The organism is Sphingopyxis sp. MWB1 (genome assembly GCF_000763945.1).
Lineage (GTDB): Bacteria > Pseudomonadota > Alphaproteobacteria > Sphingomonadales > Sphingomonadaceae > Sphingopyxis.
Genome location: NZ_JQFJ01000002.1, coordinates 321,543 through 339,087 on the forward strand (window position 1 = coordinate 321,543; position 17,545 = coordinate 339,087).

General features: G+C 61.1%; 17 protein-coding genes and 2 tRNA genes. 11 read left to right on the top strand and 8 right to left on the bottom strand.

The window, feature by feature from the left end; translation table 11 throughout:
• Positions 1 to 40: 40 nt before the first annotated feature.
• A complete protein-coding gene (locus JV18_RS0102335; RefSeq protein ID WP_033073262.1) occupies positions 41 to 2,422 on the bottom strand; it encodes a hypothetical protein in 2,382 nt (793 codons plus the stop codon).
• 68 nt (positions 2,423 to 2,490) lie between these two features.
• Between JV18_RS0102335 and JV18_RS0102340 the strand changes: the two genes are divergently transcribed.
• Positions 2,491 to 2,787, top strand: coding sequence for an Hpt domain-containing protein (locus JV18_RS0102340; protein ID WP_033073263.1), 297 nt, complete (start codon positions 2,491 to 2,493; stop codon positions 2,785 to 2,787).
• 144 nt (positions 2,788 to 2,931) lie between these two features.
• A complete protein-coding gene (locus tag JV18_RS0102345) occupies positions 2,932 to 4,200 on the top strand; it encodes a tetratricopeptide repeat protein (RefSeq protein ID WP_033073264.1) in 1,269 nt (422 codons plus the stop codon).
• 85 nt (positions 4,201 to 4,285) lie between these two features.
• Here the strand turns inward: JV18_RS0102345 and JV18_RS0102350 are convergent, their stop codons facing one another.
• Positions 4,286 to 4,759 carry an Lrp/AsnC family transcriptional regulator gene (locus JV18_RS0102350; RefSeq protein ID WP_033074846.1) on the bottom strand — a complete coding sequence of 158 codons (474 nt, stop codon included), beginning with the start codon at positions 4,757 to 4,759 and terminating at the stop codon, positions 4,286 to 4,288.
• A 131-nt stretch (positions 4,760 to 4,890) separates the two neighbouring features.
• Between JV18_RS0102350 and JV18_RS0102355 the strand changes: the two genes are divergently transcribed.
• From JV18_RS0102355 to JV18_RS0102375, 5 genes are all read left to right on the top strand, one after another.
• On the top strand, positions 4,891 to 6,591 hold the full coding sequence (locus tag JV18_RS0102355) for a sensor histidine kinase (RefSeq protein WP_235302803.1): 1,701 nt from the start codon (positions 4,891 to 4,893) through the stop codon (positions 6,589 to 6,591).
• 33 nt (positions 6,592 to 6,624) lie between these two features.
• A complete protein-coding gene (locus tag JV18_RS0102360) occupies positions 6,625 to 7,650 on the top strand; it encodes a polysaccharide deacetylase family protein (protein WP_235302805.1) in 1,026 nt (341 codons plus the stop codon).
• A gap of 55 nt (positions 7,651 to 7,705) precedes the next feature.
• Positions 7,706 to 7,781, top strand: a tRNA-Ile gene (locus tag JV18_RS0102365).
• Between the two features lie 94 nt (positions 7,782 to 7,875).
• Positions 7,876 to 7,952: transfer RNA gene (locus tag JV18_RS0102370), tRNA-Pro, on the top strand.
• Between the two features lie 157 nt (positions 7,953 to 8,109).
• A complete protein-coding gene (locus tag JV18_RS0102375; protein ID WP_033073265.1) occupies positions 8,110 to 8,481 on the top strand; it encodes a PRC-barrel domain-containing protein in 372 nt (123 codons plus the stop codon).
• Positions 8,482 to 8,598: 117 nt separating this feature from the next.
• Here JV18_RS0102375 and JV18_RS0102380 read toward each other — a convergent pair whose 3' ends face one another.
• Positions 8,599 to 8,985, bottom strand: a complete 387-nt coding sequence (locus JV18_RS0102380; protein ID WP_052071683.1) for a hypothetical protein — start codon at positions 8,983 to 8,985, stop codon at positions 8,599 to 8,601.
• A gap of 387 nt (positions 8,986 to 9,372) precedes the next feature.
• Between JV18_RS0102380 and ettA the strand changes: the two genes are divergently transcribed.
• The gene (ettA, locus tag JV18_RS0102385; protein WP_033073267.1) at positions 9,373 to 11,052 is read left to right on the top strand and encodes an energy-dependent translational throttle protein EttA; all 1,680 of its coding nucleotides are present in this window, start codon (positions 9,373 to 9,375) and stop codon (positions 11,050 to 11,052) included.
• Positions 11,049 to 11,507 (top strand): PaaI family thioesterase, encoded by a 459-nt coding sequence (locus JV18_RS0102390; RefSeq protein ID WP_235302807.1) that lies wholly within the window; start codon positions 11,049 to 11,051, stop codon positions 11,505 to 11,507. Before ettA ends, JV18_RS0102390 begins: the two co-directional genes overlap by 4 nt.
• A gap of 20 nt (positions 11,508 to 11,527) precedes the next feature.
• Here JV18_RS0102390 and JV18_RS0102395 read toward each other — a convergent pair whose 3' ends face one another.
• The 3 genes from JV18_RS0102395 to JV18_RS0102405 form a co-directional block, all read right to left on the bottom strand.
• A complete protein-coding gene (locus tag JV18_RS0102395; RefSeq protein WP_033073268.1) occupies positions 11,528 to 12,841 on the bottom strand; it encodes a chloride channel protein in 1,314 nt (437 codons plus the stop codon).
• A 54-nt stretch (positions 12,842 to 12,895) separates the two neighbouring features.
• Positions 12,896 to 13,618 (bottom strand): NYN domain-containing protein, encoded by a 723-nt coding sequence (locus tag JV18_RS0102400; protein ID WP_033073269.1) that lies wholly within the window; start codon positions 13,616 to 13,618, stop codon positions 12,896 to 12,898.
• Positions 13,619 to 13,691: 73 nt separating this feature from the next.
• Complete coding sequence (locus JV18_RS0102405; protein WP_033073270.1) at positions 13,692 to 14,330, bottom strand: carbonic anhydrase; 639 nt, start codon at positions 14,328 to 14,330, stop codon at positions 13,692 to 13,694.
• 87 nt (positions 14,331 to 14,417) lie between these two features.
• Between JV18_RS0102405 and lipA the strand changes: the two genes are divergently transcribed.
• On the top strand, positions 14,418 to 15,347 hold the full coding sequence (gene lipA / locus JV18_RS0102410; RefSeq protein ID WP_033073271.1) for a lipoyl synthase: 930 nt from the start codon (positions 14,418 to 14,420) through the stop codon (positions 15,345 to 15,347).
• A gap of 6 nt (positions 15,348 to 15,353) precedes the next feature.
• Positions 15,354 to 15,833, top strand: coding sequence for a type II toxin-antitoxin system RatA family toxin (locus tag JV18_RS0102415; protein ID WP_033073272.1), 480 nt, complete (start codon positions 15,354 to 15,356; stop codon positions 15,831 to 15,833).
• Here the strand turns inward: JV18_RS0102415 and JV18_RS0102420 are convergent.
• A complete protein-coding gene (locus tag JV18_RS0102420) occupies positions 15,776 to 16,315 on the bottom strand; it encodes a CinA family protein (protein WP_033074850.1) in 540 nt (179 codons plus the stop codon). The two genes, JV18_RS0102415 and JV18_RS0102420, sit on opposite strands and share 58 nt — an antisense overlap.
• Before the next feature lie 22 nt (positions 16,316 to 16,337).
• The gene (ispF, locus tag JV18_RS0102425; protein ID WP_033073273.1) at positions 16,338 to 17,516 is read right to left on the bottom strand and encodes a 2-C-methyl-D-erythritol 2,4-cyclodiphosphate synthase; all 1,179 of its coding nucleotides are present in this window, start codon (positions 17,514 to 17,516) and stop codon (positions 16,338 to 16,340) included.
• Between the last annotated feature and the right edge of the window lie 29 nt (positions 17,517 to 17,545).

Sequence of the window (17,545 nt, forward strand, 5' to 3'; positions counted from 1 at the left end):
CCTGTGTTTCGCAAGGCCCGACGACAGAAGCAAGCGTCTTTTACCCCCGCAGTCGGTCGATGGCCTGCGCCAGCGCCACGTAGAGTTTGCCGATGTCCGACGACAACAGGGTTACGCTGATCGCCGAGCCGTCGCGGGCGCCGAGGAGGAGGCGCAGCATGGCTTCGAAATCATGGATATATTGGTTGACCGCGCTGTGGAAGGCGCCCTCTTCCTGATAGAGGCGGAGAATTTCCTTCGCCTCACTATTTTCGACCAGCTTGACCGCGCGGCGCGAAAAGACCCCGCGATCACCCTTTAGATAGGCATCCCACGCGGTGTCGCTGACTTCGCTCGACAGGATTTTCGTGACGTCGATGGCGGTGGATTTTAAGGCTTCGGTCAATATGCCGACCTGCTTGGCGAGCGTGTCGCGGTCGCTCGCGGTAATCGCTTGCTCAGCCTCGGCGACGCGGGTCTGCAACGCACTACTGCCGTCGATGAGCGAGGCGAGCTGCTGCTTCAGTCGCCCTGCTGCGTCGTCGGCAGCCCTGATCGCGCGCTGTGACGCATCTTCTATGGCGGCGATCTGGCGCTTCGCTTCGCCTTCGAACAGTGTATCGAGCGCCTGCGCCGCCGCCCCTTGCATGGCCGCGCCGATGTCGGCGGCTATAGCATCGAACCGGGCGCGCGTGTCGGCAGCGATGGTGTCGGCGGTGTCGCGGACCGAACCAAGTGCGGCCATCATCTTCTCGCCGTCTGCGCGGCTGAACGCATCCGCATTTTCACGCAGCTTGGCAAAGCTCGCCTCGGCTTCCGCGAGCGAGGCCTGCAACCCCTGCGCCATCGCTTCCTGACTTTCGGCCTGGACGGCGAGTTTTGCCTGATTTTTCTTTAGGAGGGATTGGGCGGCGTTGACGTGTGAAAGCGTCGATTGGGCCACAAGCTCCGATGCCTCGAGCATCGGTTTGAGCGTGGCCAGCGCGTCTTCGGTTTCCTGTTTGTGCGCGCCGATACGATCGAGCGCGCGCGGCAATGTTTCGTCGAGCTCGCGCGTTACAGCATCGAGCGCGAGAAGCAGCGATTCGGCGTGGCCGACCAACTGCTGGGACGCCCCATTGCCCTTGCCGACTTCGGCCTGAAAGGCCGTCAGCTGTTCGCGCGTTCCTTCCAGCGCACGCGCAATATTGGCATTGGTGGCAGTGACTGCGGTTTCCACATTTTGCAACTGGTGCGAAAGCGTATCGACATGGCCGAAAAAGCGCTGGGCGAGCGCTTCGCTTGCCTCGCCATGACCGCTAAGCACCTCACCCATCGCCTCCCCGGCGGAACGGGCGTCGCGGAGCCGTTCATCCATATGATCCGCTGCCTCGCCGACATGGCGGCGGAAGGCCTGCCAGCTTTGTTCCATCCGGTCGGTGATGGTGGCGAGAAGTGTCGACATTTGCGTGTCAATGGCCGCGCTGCCTTCGTGCATGCGCGCCAGTGCCGTTTCATGTGCGTGGGTTATATGGTCAGAAGCGCCAAGCAAATCTGCTTCGGTTTCCTTCGCTTGCTGGGTGAGCGCGCCAATAGCCTCGTGAAGTTTTGCGGCCGATGCTTCGCCCAACTGCGCAGCTTTGGCGCCCTCTTCGGCGAGAGCGGCGAGATGCGCTTCCAGATTGGCGCCTTGTTGATGCGCGACCAGCCCGGCCTCGCGGAAATTGACTGCAAGCCGCTGCGCGACATCGTCGATACGGGGGAGGCCGGCGAGAAGCCCGTCCATGCGCTGCAAGGCGACATCGCCCGATCGGGCGAGTTGGTCGTGCGCATTGGCGATGACCGAGGCATTGCTGGCTAGACGGTCGCTGCTTTCGTTGAGACGCTGCACCGTATCGACGCCCAGCTGCTGGACCAGGCGGGCCTGTTCCGACAGGCCCTGCTGCGCAGTGGAAAGGTCGCGGTTGAGCTGGGCAAGAGATTCGCTCAGCGCTCTGTTTTCCTGCCGCAGGGCGGCGGCAACCCGCGCGAAGCGGCCCTGTTCCGCCCGGCCAGATCGTAAAAAGGCCATCCAGCCCAACAGCAGCAGCGCGACCGGCATCGACCAGGTGGCGATGATGGTGGGCAGATCGCCCATGGGCGGCACCTGTGTAAAGTCGTTGCTCCCCGCCCACGCGATAAAGAGCGTCCAGCCAGCCGCCAGCAGGAGGAGAAGTCCCCCCATCAGCCGATCGCGCGTCGATGAAGGCGGCGGACGCGATTCGTCCTGTTCCTGTTCGGTAAGCGCGGACATGTCGAGCCAGTCGGGTTGCGTTTGGGCTTTTTCGGCTTCTCCCTCACCAGTTATGGCGCGGTCGGCGGAGCGAGGGGCATTGCCCTCCGCCGCCTGAGCAAGCTGAGTGTCAGCGGATTCTTCCGCCCCGGTGTCGCGCCACAATCCGACGATTTTCTTATCCCCCGTCATCTTGTCATATTAGCAGCAAATGCCGCGCATGAAACGGAAACTTAACCATATCGTGCCAAGGCCTTCGCATGTCTTTCGACAGTGGCCCTCTTGATCGCTATCTGACGGCCGCTGTCGGCGATGATCCTGCCATGGCCGCCGAACTGCGCGCGAACTTCGTTCAGAACGCCCGCGAACTCGCAGACCTGATGCGACGGGCGCGCTGTGATGCCAATTGGCATATGGCGGCACTGCGGCTCAAGAGCCTTGCGGCGACTTTCGGCGTAATTCCGCTGATCGAGCTTGCGGAAGAGGCAATGGATGGCGCCCCTGGCGACCCGGCAGTACTGCGCCATATATCCGCCATGCTCGACGAGATGGGTTAAAGCCGCGTTCAGCCGCGTATTCTATGGTGATTTTCAATTACCCCTGTCTTGCCATGGCCACGCGGGAAAGCTAGCCGCGTGCTTGGACCGCGGTGAGCCTCGACGCGCCATGTGGGGCGGCCGACCTATTGAGGAGAGATTTTGATGTTCAACCGTTTCCGCTCCCTGCCCGCCACGGCGATGGCCGCTGTGCTGGGTTGCGCGCTGACGATGACGGCGACCCCCGCCGCTGCGCGCGAGAAGGCGAAGAAGGAAGAGGCAAGCAAAGGAAATCAGCTTGCCCCCAGCCGTGAATTCACACCCGCGCTCAAAAAACTGACCGATGCTGCCCAAGGCAAGGATGCCGCGGCCCTTCAGGCTGCGTTGACCGAGGCCGAAGCATCGGCGGCCAAGGCTGACGATCATTATCTCACTGCCTTTTATCGGCTGCAGCTGGGAATTTTGAACAAGGACCAGGCAATTCAGGCACAGGCGCTCGACGCCATGCTCGATTCGGGACTGACCCCGCCTGAGAATGCGGCGACCTATAATTTCTTCTCCGGCAATTTTGCTTATGCCGCCAAGGATTATGCGAAGGCGATTCAGCGACTGGAAGCGGCGCAGGCCGCCGGTTCAACCGAAGCCGCGCTCACCCCGATTCTGATGGACAGCTATTTGAATGCTGGCCAGATCGACAAGGGCTGGGCCATTGCCAAGGCCGAGATTGAAGCCCGTCGCGCGGCCGAGGAACGCCCCGGCGAAGAATTGTTCGTGCGCCCTGCACAGGCTTTTCAAAAGGCCAACCGCACGCCGGACGTGCTGGAAGTGCTGACGATGCGCGTTGAAGATTACAGCACCCCGGCCACCTGGCGGAATACGCTGTATATATTGCTGCAGCAGGCTGGCGGGGACAAGGATCTGAGCCTCGACATATTGCGCCTGATGCGCGCTACCGGCTCGATGACGGATCGCGCCGAATATTCGGAATATGCCGCGCTGGCGACCGAGGCCGGCTATCCGGGCGAAGTCGTGTCGCTGATCAAGCAGGGGCAGGCGAAAGGCGTGATTCCTGCAAGCGACGTGCATTTCAAGGGCGTGCTCGATTCGCAAACGCCGCGCGCGCGCGATGACGAGGCGGCGCTTGCCGCCGATGCGGGCAAGGCCTCGACCAAGGCTAATCCCAAGGTTGCGCTGGGAACGGCCGATGCGCTGGTCGGCAATGGCGATTATGCCAAGGCGATTCCGCTGTACGAAGCCGCGCTCGCCGCGGGTGCCAATCCGGTTGCCCAATATCGTCTGGGCGTCGCGCAGGTGCAGGCCGGCCAATATGACGCCGGCATCGCAACCCTGGCGAAGGTCGAAGGCAACCGGGCCCGCCTTGCGCGCTTGTGGTCCGTGCACGCCAAGCAGAAGGCAAGCGGGTCTGCCGGATAAGATCGACCCTGTCGGATAAGAAAAGGGCGCCGGTCCAAGGCAGGATCGGCGCCCCTTTTTATAAGCGAATGTCGGCGATGCGGCGTCAGGCCTGAACGGGAATGCCAGCCAATTGCTTCGCAGTGCGAATCGTGAGCGATGTTTTGACGCTTGTCACATTGGGTGCCGAGGTGAGCTGCGCGGTGAGGAAGGCCTGAAAGCTTTGCAGATCGCGCGCCACGACCTTGAGCAGAAAGTCGATTTCACCATTCAGCATATAGCATTCGCGGACCTCGGGCAGATCGGCGATATAATCTTCAAACGCCTGAAGATCGGATTCGGCCTGGCTACGCAGGCTGACCATCGCAAACACGGTAATGCCATAGCCCAGCTTGGCCGGATCGAGATCGGCGTGATAGGACCGGATAACCCCGCTTTCTTCCAGCGCACGGACGCGGCGCAAGCAGGGGGGCGCTGTTAACCCGACGTGATGGGCAAGCTCGACGTTGGTGATGCGTCCATTCTTCTGCAACTCGTCGAGAATTTGCAGATCAATTTCATCGAATTTCTGACTGGCCATTGCTGAAACTTCCATCGCGAATATCTGGCGCGACCATAATATTATTTCAGCCGATTGCAATTGTCCCACAATGCGACGTGGATGGTTAATGCACTTTCGCAGCAAGCCATTTCACGCTAGCCGCTAAGAATATGCTAACCAAACCGCTGGGGGAGGGGCCCGTGCGTCACTCGCCCGACCCGATGATCGACACAATTTTGCGTCAGTCGCCCGGTGAAGGGCGGGGTGCGGTGGCAGCGTGGCGCCAGTTGACCGATATATTGGCGCAGCGGGGCAACAGCCTTTCTGAATCGGATGTTCTCAGGGCCTTGCGCGCTTTGGCGCTGTTACGCCCGCGGATCGAGGAAAGGATAAGGCGCGATACCGCTTTGGCGGTGGCGCGGCATGGGCGTTTTGCGCCGCTTGTCGCCTTTTACGCGCATGATGTTCCATCGGTGGCAGTCGCAATGCTGCAAAATGCCCGCCTTGATGAACCGGATTGGTTGGCGCTGCTGCCCGCAACCGGGGCCATGGCGCGTTCAGTTCTGGCGGGTCGGGGGGATCTCCCGCTGCGGGTTCGGCGTGCGCTCGCCAGCCTTGGAGCAGCGTCGATGGCGCTTCCCGCCGCTTCGCACCAGGCGGCGGAAGTCCAAGCGGATGCGGAACCAGAACAAGCGCCTCCGCGCGCGGCAGGCGGAAGCCAGATCAGCGAACTGGTTCGCCGAATCGACAAGTTCAAATCGTCGCGCGCGCAAAAAGAATCGAGCGCGGAACGAACGGATCAGGTTGCCGCGTTCCGTTTTGAAACCGGTGCCGACGGCCTGTTTTGCTGGGTGGAAGGAGTCGCACGCGGGGCGGCCATCGGCCTTTCTCTGGCCGAGGCGGCCTATGGCGAGGAAACCGGTGTGGACGCCGCTGCGGCAGGCGCTTTTCGGCAACGCGCCGAAATCGTCAACGCGCAGTTGCGGCTCGCAGGACGCAACAAGGAGGCCGGGGAATGGCGGCTTTCGGCACGTCCGCGCTTCGATCCGGCAACGGGACAATTTATAGGGTATCGCGGTCATGCGCGGCGACCGTTGGCCAATGAGCGCCCCTATGGACGCTCCAGCGAAGAAGAATCGGGCGATTCGATTCGGCAGCTGATTCATGAGCTTCGCAGTCCCCTGAATGCTATTTCGGGCTTTGCGCAGATCATTGCAGGACAAATGTTCGGCCCCGTCAGCGGCGCTTACCGGGCGATGGCGGAGGGAGTCATTACCGATGCAGCATCGATTCAGGCGATTATCGACGACCTGCATCTCGCCACCCGGCACGAGCCTGCCCCTCCCGCTGATGATGAAGAGCAACGGGAAGCCGCCGATATCGCGGCCGTTACCCAGAAGGTAGAGGATGATCTGGCGCCCTTGCTCGCGGATCAGGGGGTGCGCCTCAGCCTTTCGCGCATTGGCGGGCCTTTCCTCGCGCATGTGGTCGAGCATGACGCCCGTCGCATGATCGGGCGCCTGGTCACTGCGATGGTCGATATTTGCGAGCCTGGTGCCAATTTGGTCGGCCAGCTTTTGCTGGATGCGTCGGAGACAGGGATGCTGCGGCTGCGTATCGTCAGACCCGCCGCTATTCGTTTTGCCTCTGCCGAAGAATTGCTCGATCCCGGCTTCAGCCCGGAAGGAGAGGCACCCGGTGCTGCGATTCTGAGTCTGGGATTCTCGCTGCGGTTGGTGGACCGTCTGGCCCGCGCCGTTGGCGGAGAGTTGGAGATCGGACACAACGCCTTGACCTTGCGATTGCGATCCGCCACGTCGAATCCCCGAACGGAGGATGAGCCTTCGCCGGATATTCAGCGAAACGAGTAATTCGCTATATCCGCAAAAGGTCAAGGAGACAGGGTGCAGTCCGCGAGCGATCTTCTCATGCCGCCGACGCCGCCAAATCTGGTGACTCTCTCCGAGGGTGAGGCTTCGCGTTTCTGGGTAACCATTGATGCCGAAGAGGATTTTGACTGGGCGGGGCCGTTTTCCCGTACCGGGCATCGGCTCGATTCGGTGCCGGCTCTGGCGGATTGTCAGCATTATTTCGAACAAGCCGGGGTGTGCCCCATTTATCTGGTCGACTGGCCCATCGTCGAGGATGACCGGGCCGTCGAGATATTGGGAAATGCCTTGCGAGGTGGACGATGCGAAGTCGGCGCGCAACTCCACCCCTGGGTGACGCCGCCGTTCGAGGAAGAGGTCAACGCCCATAATAGCTATACGGGCAATCTTCCGCCGGAGCTCCAGCGTGCAAAAATGGCTGCGCTGCAACGCGGCATAGAGGATCGGTTCGGGGTGGCGCCGCTGGTTTATCGCGCCGGGCGCTATGGCCTCGGCCATGACACAGCTACGATGCTTGCCGAACTCGGGTTCCGCTGCGACACATCGGTGCGCTCCGCCTTTGACTATCGGCCCGGTCATGGGCCCGATTATCGCAACGCACCGCTTCAGCCCTGGTGGGTCGAAACCGATGTTCAGCCTATTTTAGAAGTGCCGGTGACGACTGTTTTCGGTGGGCTGCTTGGCGGGAAAGGACGCGGGCTTTACCATCGGCTGACGCGCGGCGGGTCGCATGCGGGGGCGGCGCTGGCGCGTTCGCGGTTGGTGGAACGTATCGCGCTGACGCCGGAAGGCATTCCCGCCGAACGTGCGTGCAAGGCGATTGATATCGCCCTGGCGCGGCGCTTACCGATATTGAACTTTTCCTTTCATTCGCCTTCGCTGCAGCCGGGGAATACACCCTATGTGCGCGACGAGGCGGATCTGGTGCGTTTCTATCGCTGGTGGGATATCGTACTGGATCATCTGAAGCGCCGGGGGGTCGAACCGACCAGCGCGGCGGAAATTCTGGCCATGGCGGATCAAAAACGCGGCGCGCATTGAGCATCATGCTTGCCAATTGCCCGACGCCTCCGCTATCGCGCCTTCATCCCTTCGGGGGCCTGTAGCTCAATGGTTAGAGCTGGCCGCTCATAACGGCTAGGTTGCGGGTTCGAGTCCTGCCGGGCCCACCATTTCCGATCTTTATCTGCGCTGTCTCGATTGCGGCGCGGCAGGGTTGTTCGGGATAGACTTGCCTTGCTGCCCCGTCTAAGGGGCGGAGCCGGTCGGGGAGTAGCGCAGCCCGGTAGCGCGCCTGCTTTGGGAGCAGGATGTCGCAGGTTCGAATCCTGTCTCCCCGACCAAGCAGCTTTCTCTGCTGCCATTCATCTCCCCTTCCTCCGTCCAATTGGTCGCAGCTCTGTGCTTTCCGCGCGACGGAACGATGGAACATCGCCTTGATGGCTCCGTTGATAGAGCAGGTAGCGCGGGATGCTGCCGTCATAACCAAGGAGAAGGAGTATGACCGACACGTTGGAACGCAACGAAACCCATCGCCTCATTTCGTCTGAAAAGGTCGAGGGAACGGCGGTATACAGCCCTGAGAGCGACAAGCTTGGGACCGTCAGCCATGTGATGATCGACAAAAGATCAGGGCAAGCCGAATATGCCGTCCTGGAATTTGGCGGATTGTTCGGAATTGGCAGCGATCATTATCCCATTCCCTGGGATATGCTGAGCTATGATACGGACAAGGGGGGCTATATCGTCAACCTGTCGAAAGAGCAGATCGAAGGCGCTCCTCGCTATCAGCGCGATAGCATGCCTGTTTATGATGACAACTATGGACGGACGGTATTCAGCTATTACGGGCTGAATTATCCGGCCCTTTGACCATGAAACGCAAATATGGGGAGCCGTCGTTCCATAAAGCCCGGCACGTACGGGGCGGGGAAATCATATTGAACACGGATCGGCGCCGTTACATTTTCATGGGAGGGTTGATAGCCTTCATCCTGTTTGCGCTGGCGGCGGCGATTTTGGCCCCCAATTGATAGAAGCCATATCCTGCAGGTAAAAAAGGCGGCCTTCCAGTGGAAGACCGCCCTTTTTGTCAAAGCCCTTGAAAAAGGGCCGCGACTTACTTCGCTTCTTCAGCCGGAGCAGCTTCAGCAGCAGCGTCGGTTGCTTCAGCGGTCGCAGCAGCAGCAGCGTCGGTCGCTTCAACAGCAGCAGCTTCAGCGCCTTCAGCAGCAGCTTCAGCGCCAGCAGCGGCAGCTTCAGCGCCTTCTTCAGCAACAGCTTCAGCAGCCGGGGCGTCGACGGTTGCTTCTTCAGCAGCCTTTTCACCGCAAGCGGCGAGGGCGAACATGCTGGCAGCAGCAGCGATAGCAGCAAATTTCTTCATGGTCTGTGGGCTCCCTAAAATGCCTATCCGCGCCGGGAAGTTGTTTCCCGCTACGCGAGCGGCGGGATTTAGCTGTTCCGTAACAATCGTCAACAAAAATAATTGAGATGGCGATTAAGGCCAGAATAGCGTGTCTTTTTGGGAGAGGGGCGACGGCGTCCAAGGGTGCCTGGCGCCGCAAGAATCATTCAACCCTCTCTCTAACGCAGGTGGTTGGTCGATAAAAGGGGGCCGAGCTCGGCGGCGACAAGCACCCAAAAGGAGTGAGCGAGACGAAAGCGGGCTGAGGCGCCGATTGCCAAGGCGACGCCCATTCGCTAACCGGCGCGCGAGTAGTTCATGGCCGCTTTGCGGTCCCGCCAGCTTTTGGAGCAGATATGGCCGCCCAATATAGTTTTGTGATGAAGGGTCTGACCAAGACCTACCCCGGTGCCCAGAAGCCGACGCTGAACGGCATCCACCTGCAATTTTATCCCGATGCCAAGATCGGCATCGTCGGGCCGAACGGCACCGGTAAATCGACTTTGATGAAGATCATGGCCGGGATCGACACCGATTATAGCGGTGAGGCCTGGCCGGGTGAGGGGATTACCGTTGGCTATCTGGCACAGGAGCCCGAGCTGGATCCCAAAAAGACGGTGAAGGAAAATGTCATGGACGGGGTGCGCCCCGTTGCCGACATGCTCGACCGCTTCAACGAGATCAGCACGTTGATGGCTGATCCGCCCGAAGATGCTGATTTCGACGCGCTGATGACCGAAATGGGCGAGCTTCAGGAAAAGATCGACGCCGTCGATGGCTGGACGCTCGACAATCAGCTTGAGATAGCGATGGAAGCGCTGCGCTGCCCGCCGGGCGACTGGAGCGTTGAAAATCTGTCGGGCGGTGAAAAACGTCGTATCGCGCTCACTCGCCTGCTGCTTGAAAAGCCCTCGATCCTGCTGCTCGACGAGCCGACCAACCACCTCGACGCCGAAAGCGTCGCCTGGCTGGAGAAGCATCTCGTCGATTATCCGGGCAACGTCATCCTCGTCACCCACGATCGCTATTTCCTCGACAATGTGGTGAACTGGATACTCGAACTCGATCGCGGTCGCTACTTTGTCTATGAAGGCAATTATTCGACCTATCTGGAAAAGAAGGGCAAGCGCCTCGAACAGGAAGCGCGCGAGGATCAGGGACGCCAGAAGGCGATCAAGGACGAGCTCGAATGGATCCGGCAGTCGCCCAAGGCGCGGCAGGCCAAATCGAAAGCGCGTATCAAATCGTTCGACCAGCTTGTCGAGGCACAGGAAAACCGTGCACCCGGCAAGGCGCAGATTGTCATCCAGGTCCCCGAACGCCTCGGCGGCAAGGTGATCGAGGTCGACAATCTGTCCAAAGCCTATGGCGACAAGCTCCTTTTCGAAAATCTGTCCTTCACGCTGCCGCCCGGCGGGATCGTTGGCGTCATCGGCCCCAATGGCGCAGGCAAGTCGACGCTGTTCAAACTGATCACCGGACAGGAACAGCCCGATAGCGGCAGCATCAGCGTCGGCGACACAGTGCGCCTCGGCTATGTCGACCAGAGCCGCGACGCGCTCGATCCGGGCAAGAATGTCTGGGAAGAAATTTCGGGCGGCCATGACATGATGTCCATCGGCAAGCACGAGATGCAGACGCGCGCCTATGTGGGCGCCTTCAACTTCAAGGGCGTGGACCAGCAGAAGAAGGTCGGCATGTTGTCGGGCGGTGAACGCAACCGCGTTCATTTGGCCAAGATGCTCAAGACTGGCGGCAATGTGCTGCTGCTTGACGAGCCGACCAACGACCTCGACACCGAAACCCTCGCTGCGCTTGAGGAAGCGCTGGAGAATTTCGCGGGCTGCGCGGTGGTGATCAGCCACGACCGCTTTTTCCTCGACCGTCTGGCGACGCATATTCTTGCCTTTGAGGGCAATAGCCATGTCGAATGGTTCGAGGGCAATTTCGAAGCCTATGAGGAAGACAAGATCCGCCGTCTGGGCGAAGGCGCAACGCGGCCCCACGCGACGACGTATAAAAAGCTGTCGCGTTGACGTTGGAGGCAGCAGGGACGGCTCCCATATCGGCGAGCGCGATCCGCATGGATGTGGCCGCGCTCAACGCCTTTATGGAGAATGCCTTCCCTGAGCCGCGCCCCGGCGCGCTTCCCTATGTCGTACAGGCCGCGCCCGGGCATGTGCAGGCCCGTCTCGACCCGGGTGACCATGCGCTGCGCCCCGGCGGCCTGATATCGGGTCCCACGCAAATGGGCTTTGCCGATATGGTCGCCTATATGCTCGTTCTGGCTCACATCGGTCCAGTGGCCATGGCCGTGACCAGCGCGCTCAACTATCAGTTTTTACGCCCCTGTCGGCCCGGCCCGCTGTTCGCCGATGCTCATATGTTGCGCCTTGGCAAGCGGCTCGCCGTGATGGACGTGCGCATCTGGACAGAGGATGCCGCAAAAAAGCCCGTGGGGCAGGCCAATGTCACATATGCGATTCCATAGAGAAGTTTGAAAGCTTTGGCTTAGCGGGCAAGTCCCATATTACGGGCCAATCCATGATAGAGGCGCGTCGGGCAGATTTGCGCGCTGGCCCAATCGGCGATCAGCGCCGTTGCAAAAAGCGACACGATGATCCCCCGCGCTGCCGTGGCTTCGATCAGGATGATCACCGCGGTGAGGGGCGCGCGAACGACCCCCACGAAATAGCCCACCATGCCCATGATCACGATGGGGCCGACCGCGCTGCCAGGGAAAAAGGGCGTCAGCAAATTGCCAAATCCCGCGCCCACCGCCAGCGAGGGCGCGAAAATCCCGCCAGGAGCGCCGCTGAGCGTGGAGGCGAGGGCGGCAACGAATTTAGCGGGAAAGAACCAGAGCTTGCCATGATTGCCCTCGACCAGGAAGCGGGTGACATCATAGCCTGTGCCCCAGGTGGCGCCGCTGGTAATGACTCCGACCACAGCAACCACCATACCGCATCCTGCAGCAAAGAGGACGGGGCGCCTGGCGACGCGACGCGCCCAGCCAGTGGTCCGCTCGCTTGCCGCCAGAACGATGCGAGCAAAGAAACCGCCCGCCAGTCCTCCGCCAATGCCGGCGATGGGGGCGATAACCAGCACTTCCATCACCGGTAGAGTTTCGTGCATCTCGCCAAAATAGACATAATCGCCTGCAATCGAGAGGCTGACCAGTCCGGCGATCATCACCGCGCCCATAGTGAGAACGGCAACGCGCTGTTCATAGGCGGCGGCGAGCTCCTCTATGGCAAAGGCGATACCGGCAAGGGGCGTGTTGAAAGCAGCGGCGACGCCAGCGGCACCCCCCGCAATATAGACACCCGCCGTGACGGGCACCTTCAATAGGCGATGTGCGGCGACCATGATGGCGGCGCTGACCTGCACCGTGGGGCCTTCACGGCCAACCGATCCGCCTCCCGCCAGGGTGACGAGCGTCAGGCCCAATTTGGCAAAGGCGGTGCGCAGCGAGACCAGCGGCCCGCTTGCCTCCTGCTCTGGCCGCCGCCCTGCCGCGATGATCTGGGGGATGCCCGATCCGCGCGCTTCGGGGAAATGGCGGGTTGATATCCAGACGACCAAAGCGAAAAGACCGGGTGTGACAAGGAGCGGAAGCCACCAGGCCTGCCGCGCCATATAGCTGATCAACAGCTGGGCTTCGTCCCCTGCGCTGGCGAAAGCGAGGGCGACCAGGCCCAGCAAGACTGCGCCGCCGACCATGGCCGTACGGCGACGAATATCGATAACTTCGCGGTGAGCGCGGCGATGGAAACGCAGTTGCCAGAGGCGCAGCGCGCGTCGGAGACTCGGTTCGGCAGCCATGGCAGCGGATTGGACCCGCGCAGCGGAGAGTGCAACCCCGCGGAGAGAAACGGATCAGCGCACCCGCTTGACGCGGAGCGACCCCCCGGCGGCCTTGTCGGTCACAAAATTGGGAATATCCGCGATCAGTTCCGACAAACGGGCATAGCCATAATTGCGGACATCAAAGCTGGAGCGGTTGCCGGCAATTTGCCCAACCTCGCTGAGCGAGGCGAAACCCTGTTCGTCGCGGCGCGCGGCCTTCCAAGCATTGCTCAAAAGGTCGATCAACGCGGGGTCAATGCTTTTCCGCGCGCGTCCTTCTGCCGCGGGCGTCGCCCTGTCCGTATCGGCGTCAATCAGCGCGTCGACGTCGATAAAGCGCGTGCAGGCGCCTTGGAAGCCCTCCGGGGTTTTGGCGGCGCTGCCAAAGCCATAGACCGGAATGCCCTCCTGTCGCACGCGCATGGCGAGCGGCATGAAATCACTGTCGCTGGACATGATGCCGAGACCATCGAGCCGCCCGCGGTAAAGCAGGTCCATCGCGTCGATCGTCAATTTCATGTCGGTGGCATTTTTGCCCTTGGTGAGGTCGAATTGCTGCTGCGGTTCAATGCCGAAGCGGTGGAGTTGGTCCACCCAGCCCTTCAGCCCCTGTTTTCGCCAATTGCCATAGGCGCGGCGAATATTGACCGTGCCAAGTTCCGCCAGCGCGGTCAGCACGGGGTCCAGCCCTTGCGGGCGAGCATTATCAGCGTCGATCAACAAGGCGACATTGCCGTCCGCGCGCTTTACCATCGCTTGTCCTTCCTTGTCGGCGCTCCGCAGGGTAAAGGGGGCGCTAGGCACGTCCTCCCATCCCTCTTAGCTGTCAGGCAGGGCTGAAAGCGCCCTTGTCTTCATCCAGCACGTGCAAAATGCCATCGCTGATTGCGAAAAAAGCGCCGCGCAATTTAATCTCGCCGCTTCCCTCTTTCTCCTGAATGCAGGGGAAAGTGCGAAGATTGGCAAGGCTGACCTGTACGGCCGCCATTTCCATCGCGCGTCCCGCATCGCGGGTTGAAATGTCGTTATGATCGGCGCGCACAGCGGCGCTGGCGTCATCGAGCAAGCCAATCCAATCGGCGATAAAGCCGCCGCGCCCCGGCTCGGCGCCCGCCATGGTCTGATGAAGCGCGGCATGACAGCCGCCGCAAAGGCCGTGGCCCACGACCACGATTTCCTTCACCTTCAGAAACTGGACGGCAAATTCGAGCGCCGCAGATACGCCGTGGCGCCCCGGTGTGGTTTCAAAGGGCGGCACCAGCGCAGCGACGTTGCGGACCACGAAAATCTCGCCTGGATTGGTGTCGAAAATCTGCGCGGGCTCCACCCGGCTGTCGGAGCAGGCGATAACCATGACTTCCGGCGATTGACCCTCGGCCAATTCGCTCCAGCGATCACGCTGTTCCTGCCAGCCGCCTTCGCGAAAGCGATGATAGCCTTGGATGAGATCCTTGAATAGCGGCATATGTCCCCCTTGGCTGCGATTCGTCGATTGCGCTTTAGCATGCGCTGAAAGGTTGAGAAGAGCGTCCGGCGCGACTATGTGAGCGCGATGACAGCTTCACTGCCCACCGCGACGGGTCAACGCGCCCGCAAGCCCGACTGGATCCGCGTCAAGGCGCCGACCAGCCCCGGTTATACCGAAACGCGCAAATTGATGCGTGAACTTGGTCTTCATACTGTGTGCGAAGAGGCGGCCTGTCCCAATATCGGGGAGTGCTGGACCAAGAAACATGCCACGGTGATGATCCTGGGCGATACCTGTACCCGGGCTTGCGCCTTTTGCAACGTCAAGACGGGCATGCCGCGCCCGGTCGATCCGCTGGAGCCTGAACATACCGCGATTGCAGCGGCAAAAATGGGGCTGAGCCATATCGTCATCACCTCGGTGGACCGCGACGATCTTCCCGACGGCGGGGCGAGCCAGTTTGTGAAGGTCATTCAGGCTTTGCGCCGCGAAACGCCTCAGACGACGATTGAAATTCTGACCCCTGATTTCCGGAACAAGCCGGAAAGCGCCGTCGCCGCGATCGTCGATGCGCGCCCCGACGTATATAATCATAATCTGGAAACCGTTCCGCGCCTTTATCCCACCATCCGGCCGGGCGCGCGCTATTATGCATCGCTACGCCTGTTGGAAAGCGTGAAGCGCCGCGACCCCTCGATCTTTACCAAATCGGGGATCATGCTCGGGCTTGGCGAGGAGCGGATGGAGGTTCATCAGGTGATGGACGATATGCGCAGTGCGGACATCGACTTCATGACGATGGGGCAATATCTCCAGCCAACTCCCAAGCATGCCAAGGTCGTCGATTTTGTGACGCCGCAGGCTTTCGACGCTTATGCGCAAATCGCCCGCGCCAAGGGGTTTTTGCAGGTGGCCTCGTCACCGCTTACGCGCTCCAGCTATCACGCCGGCGATGACTTTGAGCGGATGCGCGCGGCCCGCGAAGCAAAGCTTGCCCGCGGCGAGGCAGGCTGACCTCTCTTGCCGCGCCACCATGAAAGTCGCGTTCTTCCCTATAGTGACGAGCAAATGTTTGCGCTGGTCACCGACATTGCGCGCTATCCCGAGTTTCTGCCGTGGGTGATAGCGCTGCGCGTCCGCAGCGAAAGCGAGCATGAGGCGGAGGCGGACATGATCGTCGGCTTCAAGGGGCTGCGAGAGAGCTTTTCCTGCCGCGTCCATAAAAAGCGACCAAGTGAAGTGAGCGTCGCCTATATCGACGGGCCGATGCGCCACCTTAACAATGAATGGCATTTCGAGCCCTTGCCAGAGGGCGGATGCCGGGTCGACTTCATGGTCGATTTTTCCTTTCGCAACCGCATGTTCGAAATGCTCGCCGGACAGATGTTCGACAAGGCGTTGCGAAAGATGATTGCCGCCTTTGAGGCGCGCGCTGCGGATCTCTATTCGGCGGGCAGCGAAACATCTTCCGATGGCCGGAGCGAATCCTTTTCGGGCTGAAGCAGCTCCAGCGCGAAAATAGTGGCCGCATGGCGGATGGCAGCCCGGTCGCCGTCTTCAAACAGGATGCGCTGCGTGAAATAATCGTCAGGGTCCTGCCCCCGCAGCGCGCGCGCAAAAGCGACGAGCCCGACGGGCTTTTTCTCGGAGCCGCCGCCGGGGCCCGCAATGCCGGTGACCGCAACCGCAACGTCGGCGTCGCTTCGGGCAAGCGTTCCGGCGGCCATGGCCCAGGCCGTGGCCAGCGACACTTCGCCGAAAGTTTCGATTATTTCGCTACTTACATCCAGCTGCCGCATTTTTGCATCCGCCGAATAGGTGACGAAGCCGGCGGTGAACACGTCGCTGGAACCGGGAATATCGGTAAGAGCGGCGCTGAGCATGCCCCCGGTGCAGCTTTCAGCGACGGCGATTTTTCGTCCGGCAGCCCGATTGGCGGCAAGCGCGGATGTGGCGGCTTTTTCGCGCGCCGATTGGCGCATTTCAATGGCATGCGGCACGGGGTTAATTCTCCGGGAGTTTCAGGGTGGCTACGGCCTGCGCTGCAATTCCTTCACGGCGACCGGTAAAACCCAGCCGCTCCGATGTTGTTGCTTTCACGCTTACCCGGCTAGGGCTGATATTTGCTATCTGGGCAATCCGCGCCTGCATGGCGGCACGGTGCGGCCCAATTTTGGGGGCCTCGGCGATGATGGTGAGGTCGAGATGGTCGATATGGCCACTCCTGTCCGATACACGCCGGGCCGCATAGGCCAAAAACTGATCCGAAGCGGCGCCGCGCCATTGTGGATCGCTGGGCGGGAAATGATCCCCAATATCGCCTTCTGCCAGCGCACCGAAAATTGCGTCGGTCAGGGCGTGGAGCGCGACATCGGCATCGCTGTGGCCATCAAGGCCATGACTATGCGCGATTTCCATGCCGCCAAGCCATAGCGGCTTACCGGTCACCAAACGGTGAACATCATACCCCATTCCAACGGCTATTCGCATGGCAGCTTCTTTCACCAACAAGGCAGAGAGGATCGCCATATCCTCGGCATAGGTCAGCTTGTGCAGCCGCGGGTCGCCTTCAATCAAATGCACCTCAATCCCCAAGCCCTGCACGAGCTGCGCGTCGTCCGTGGCGATGCTGCCGGACGCTTCTTCATGCGCTCGCCGCAAGACACCCAGATGAAACCCCTGGGGTGTTTGAACGCGCGCCAGGCGACTGCGATCGACGGCGCCCCCCGCACGAGGCCCATCGCGTTCAATGAGCGTATCGGGAACAGCGAGGGTGGGGATCACCGCCACATGCCTTTGCAAGCCGGCGAGGGTCCGGTCGATCATCGCTGTCGTAATGCCGGGGCGAGCCGCGTCATGAACAAGGATGAGGCTGTCGGCATCCCAAGCGCGAAGAGCTTGCAGCGCATTGGCCACCGATTGCTGGCGCTCGTCGCCCGGGGGGGCGATTTGCCAGCCGGGCGGAAGAGCGGGCAGAGCGGCGGCGACATCTGCCGCAGCAACCAATATGCCCCCCGCGACATTGGGGTGCGCGGCAAAGCAGTCGAGGCTCCATTGCAAAATGCTTTTCCGGCCCAGCATTTCAAGCTGTTTTGGTCGCGAAAAAGCTGCGCGTCGGCCCAGCCCGCCTGCAAGCAGCACGACCGCGACGCGCGGGGCGCGAAAGGAAGCCGAGTCGGTCATGGTGGGCGCGCGTTAGCGCAGCGGCGCCT

Bases quoted from the DNA above. Each gene is read 5' to 3' on its own strand.
- JV18_RS0102335 (WP_033073262.1), bottom strand. From the start codon at position 2,422: ATGACGGGGGATAAGAAAATCGTCGGATTGTGGCGCGACACCGGGGCG.
- JV18_RS0102340 (WP_033073263.1), top strand. From the start codon at position 2,491: ATGTCTTTCGACAGTGGCCCTCTTGATCGCTATCTGACGGCCGCTGTC.
- JV18_RS0102345 (WP_033073264.1), top strand. From the start codon at position 2,932: ATGTTCAACCGTTTCCGCTCCCTGCCCGCCACGGCGATGGCCGCTGTG.
- JV18_RS0102350 (WP_033074846.1), bottom strand. From the start codon at position 4,759: ATGGCCAGTCAGAAATTCGATGAAATTGATCTGCAAATTCTCGACGAG.
- JV18_RS0102355 (WP_235302803.1), top strand. From the start codon at position 4,891: ATGCTAACCAAACCGCTGGGGGAGGGGCCCGTGCGTCACTCGCCCGAC.
- JV18_RS0102375 (WP_033073265.1), top strand. From the start codon at position 8,110: ATGACCGACACGTTGGAACGCAACGAAACCCATCGCCTCATTTCGTCT.
- ettA (WP_033073267.1), top strand. From the start codon at position 9,373: ATGGCCGCCCAATATAGTTTTGTGATGAAGGGTCTGACCAAGACCTAC.
- JV18_RS0102395 (WP_033073268.1), bottom strand. From the start codon at position 12,841: ATGGCTGCCGAACCGAGTCTCCGACGCGCGCTGCGCCTCTGGCAACTG.
- JV18_RS0102400 (WP_033073269.1), bottom strand. From the start codon at position 13,618: ATGGTAAAGCGCGCGGACGGCAATGTCGCCTTGTTGATCGACGCTGAT.
- JV18_RS0102405 (WP_033073270.1), bottom strand. From the start codon at position 14,330: ATGCCGCTATTCAAGGATCTCATCCAAGGCTATCATCGCTTTCGCGAA.
- lipA (WP_033073271.1), top strand. From the start codon at position 14,418: ATGACAGCTTCACTGCCCACCGCGACGGGTCAACGCGCCCGCAAGCCC.
- JV18_RS0102420 (WP_033074850.1), bottom strand. From the start codon at position 16,315: ATGCGCCAATCGGCGCGCGAAAAAGCCGCCACATCCGCGCTTGCCGCC.
- ispF (WP_033073273.1), bottom strand. From the start codon at position 17,516: ATGACCGACTCGGCTTCCTTTCGCGCCCCGCGCGTCGCGGTCGTGCTG.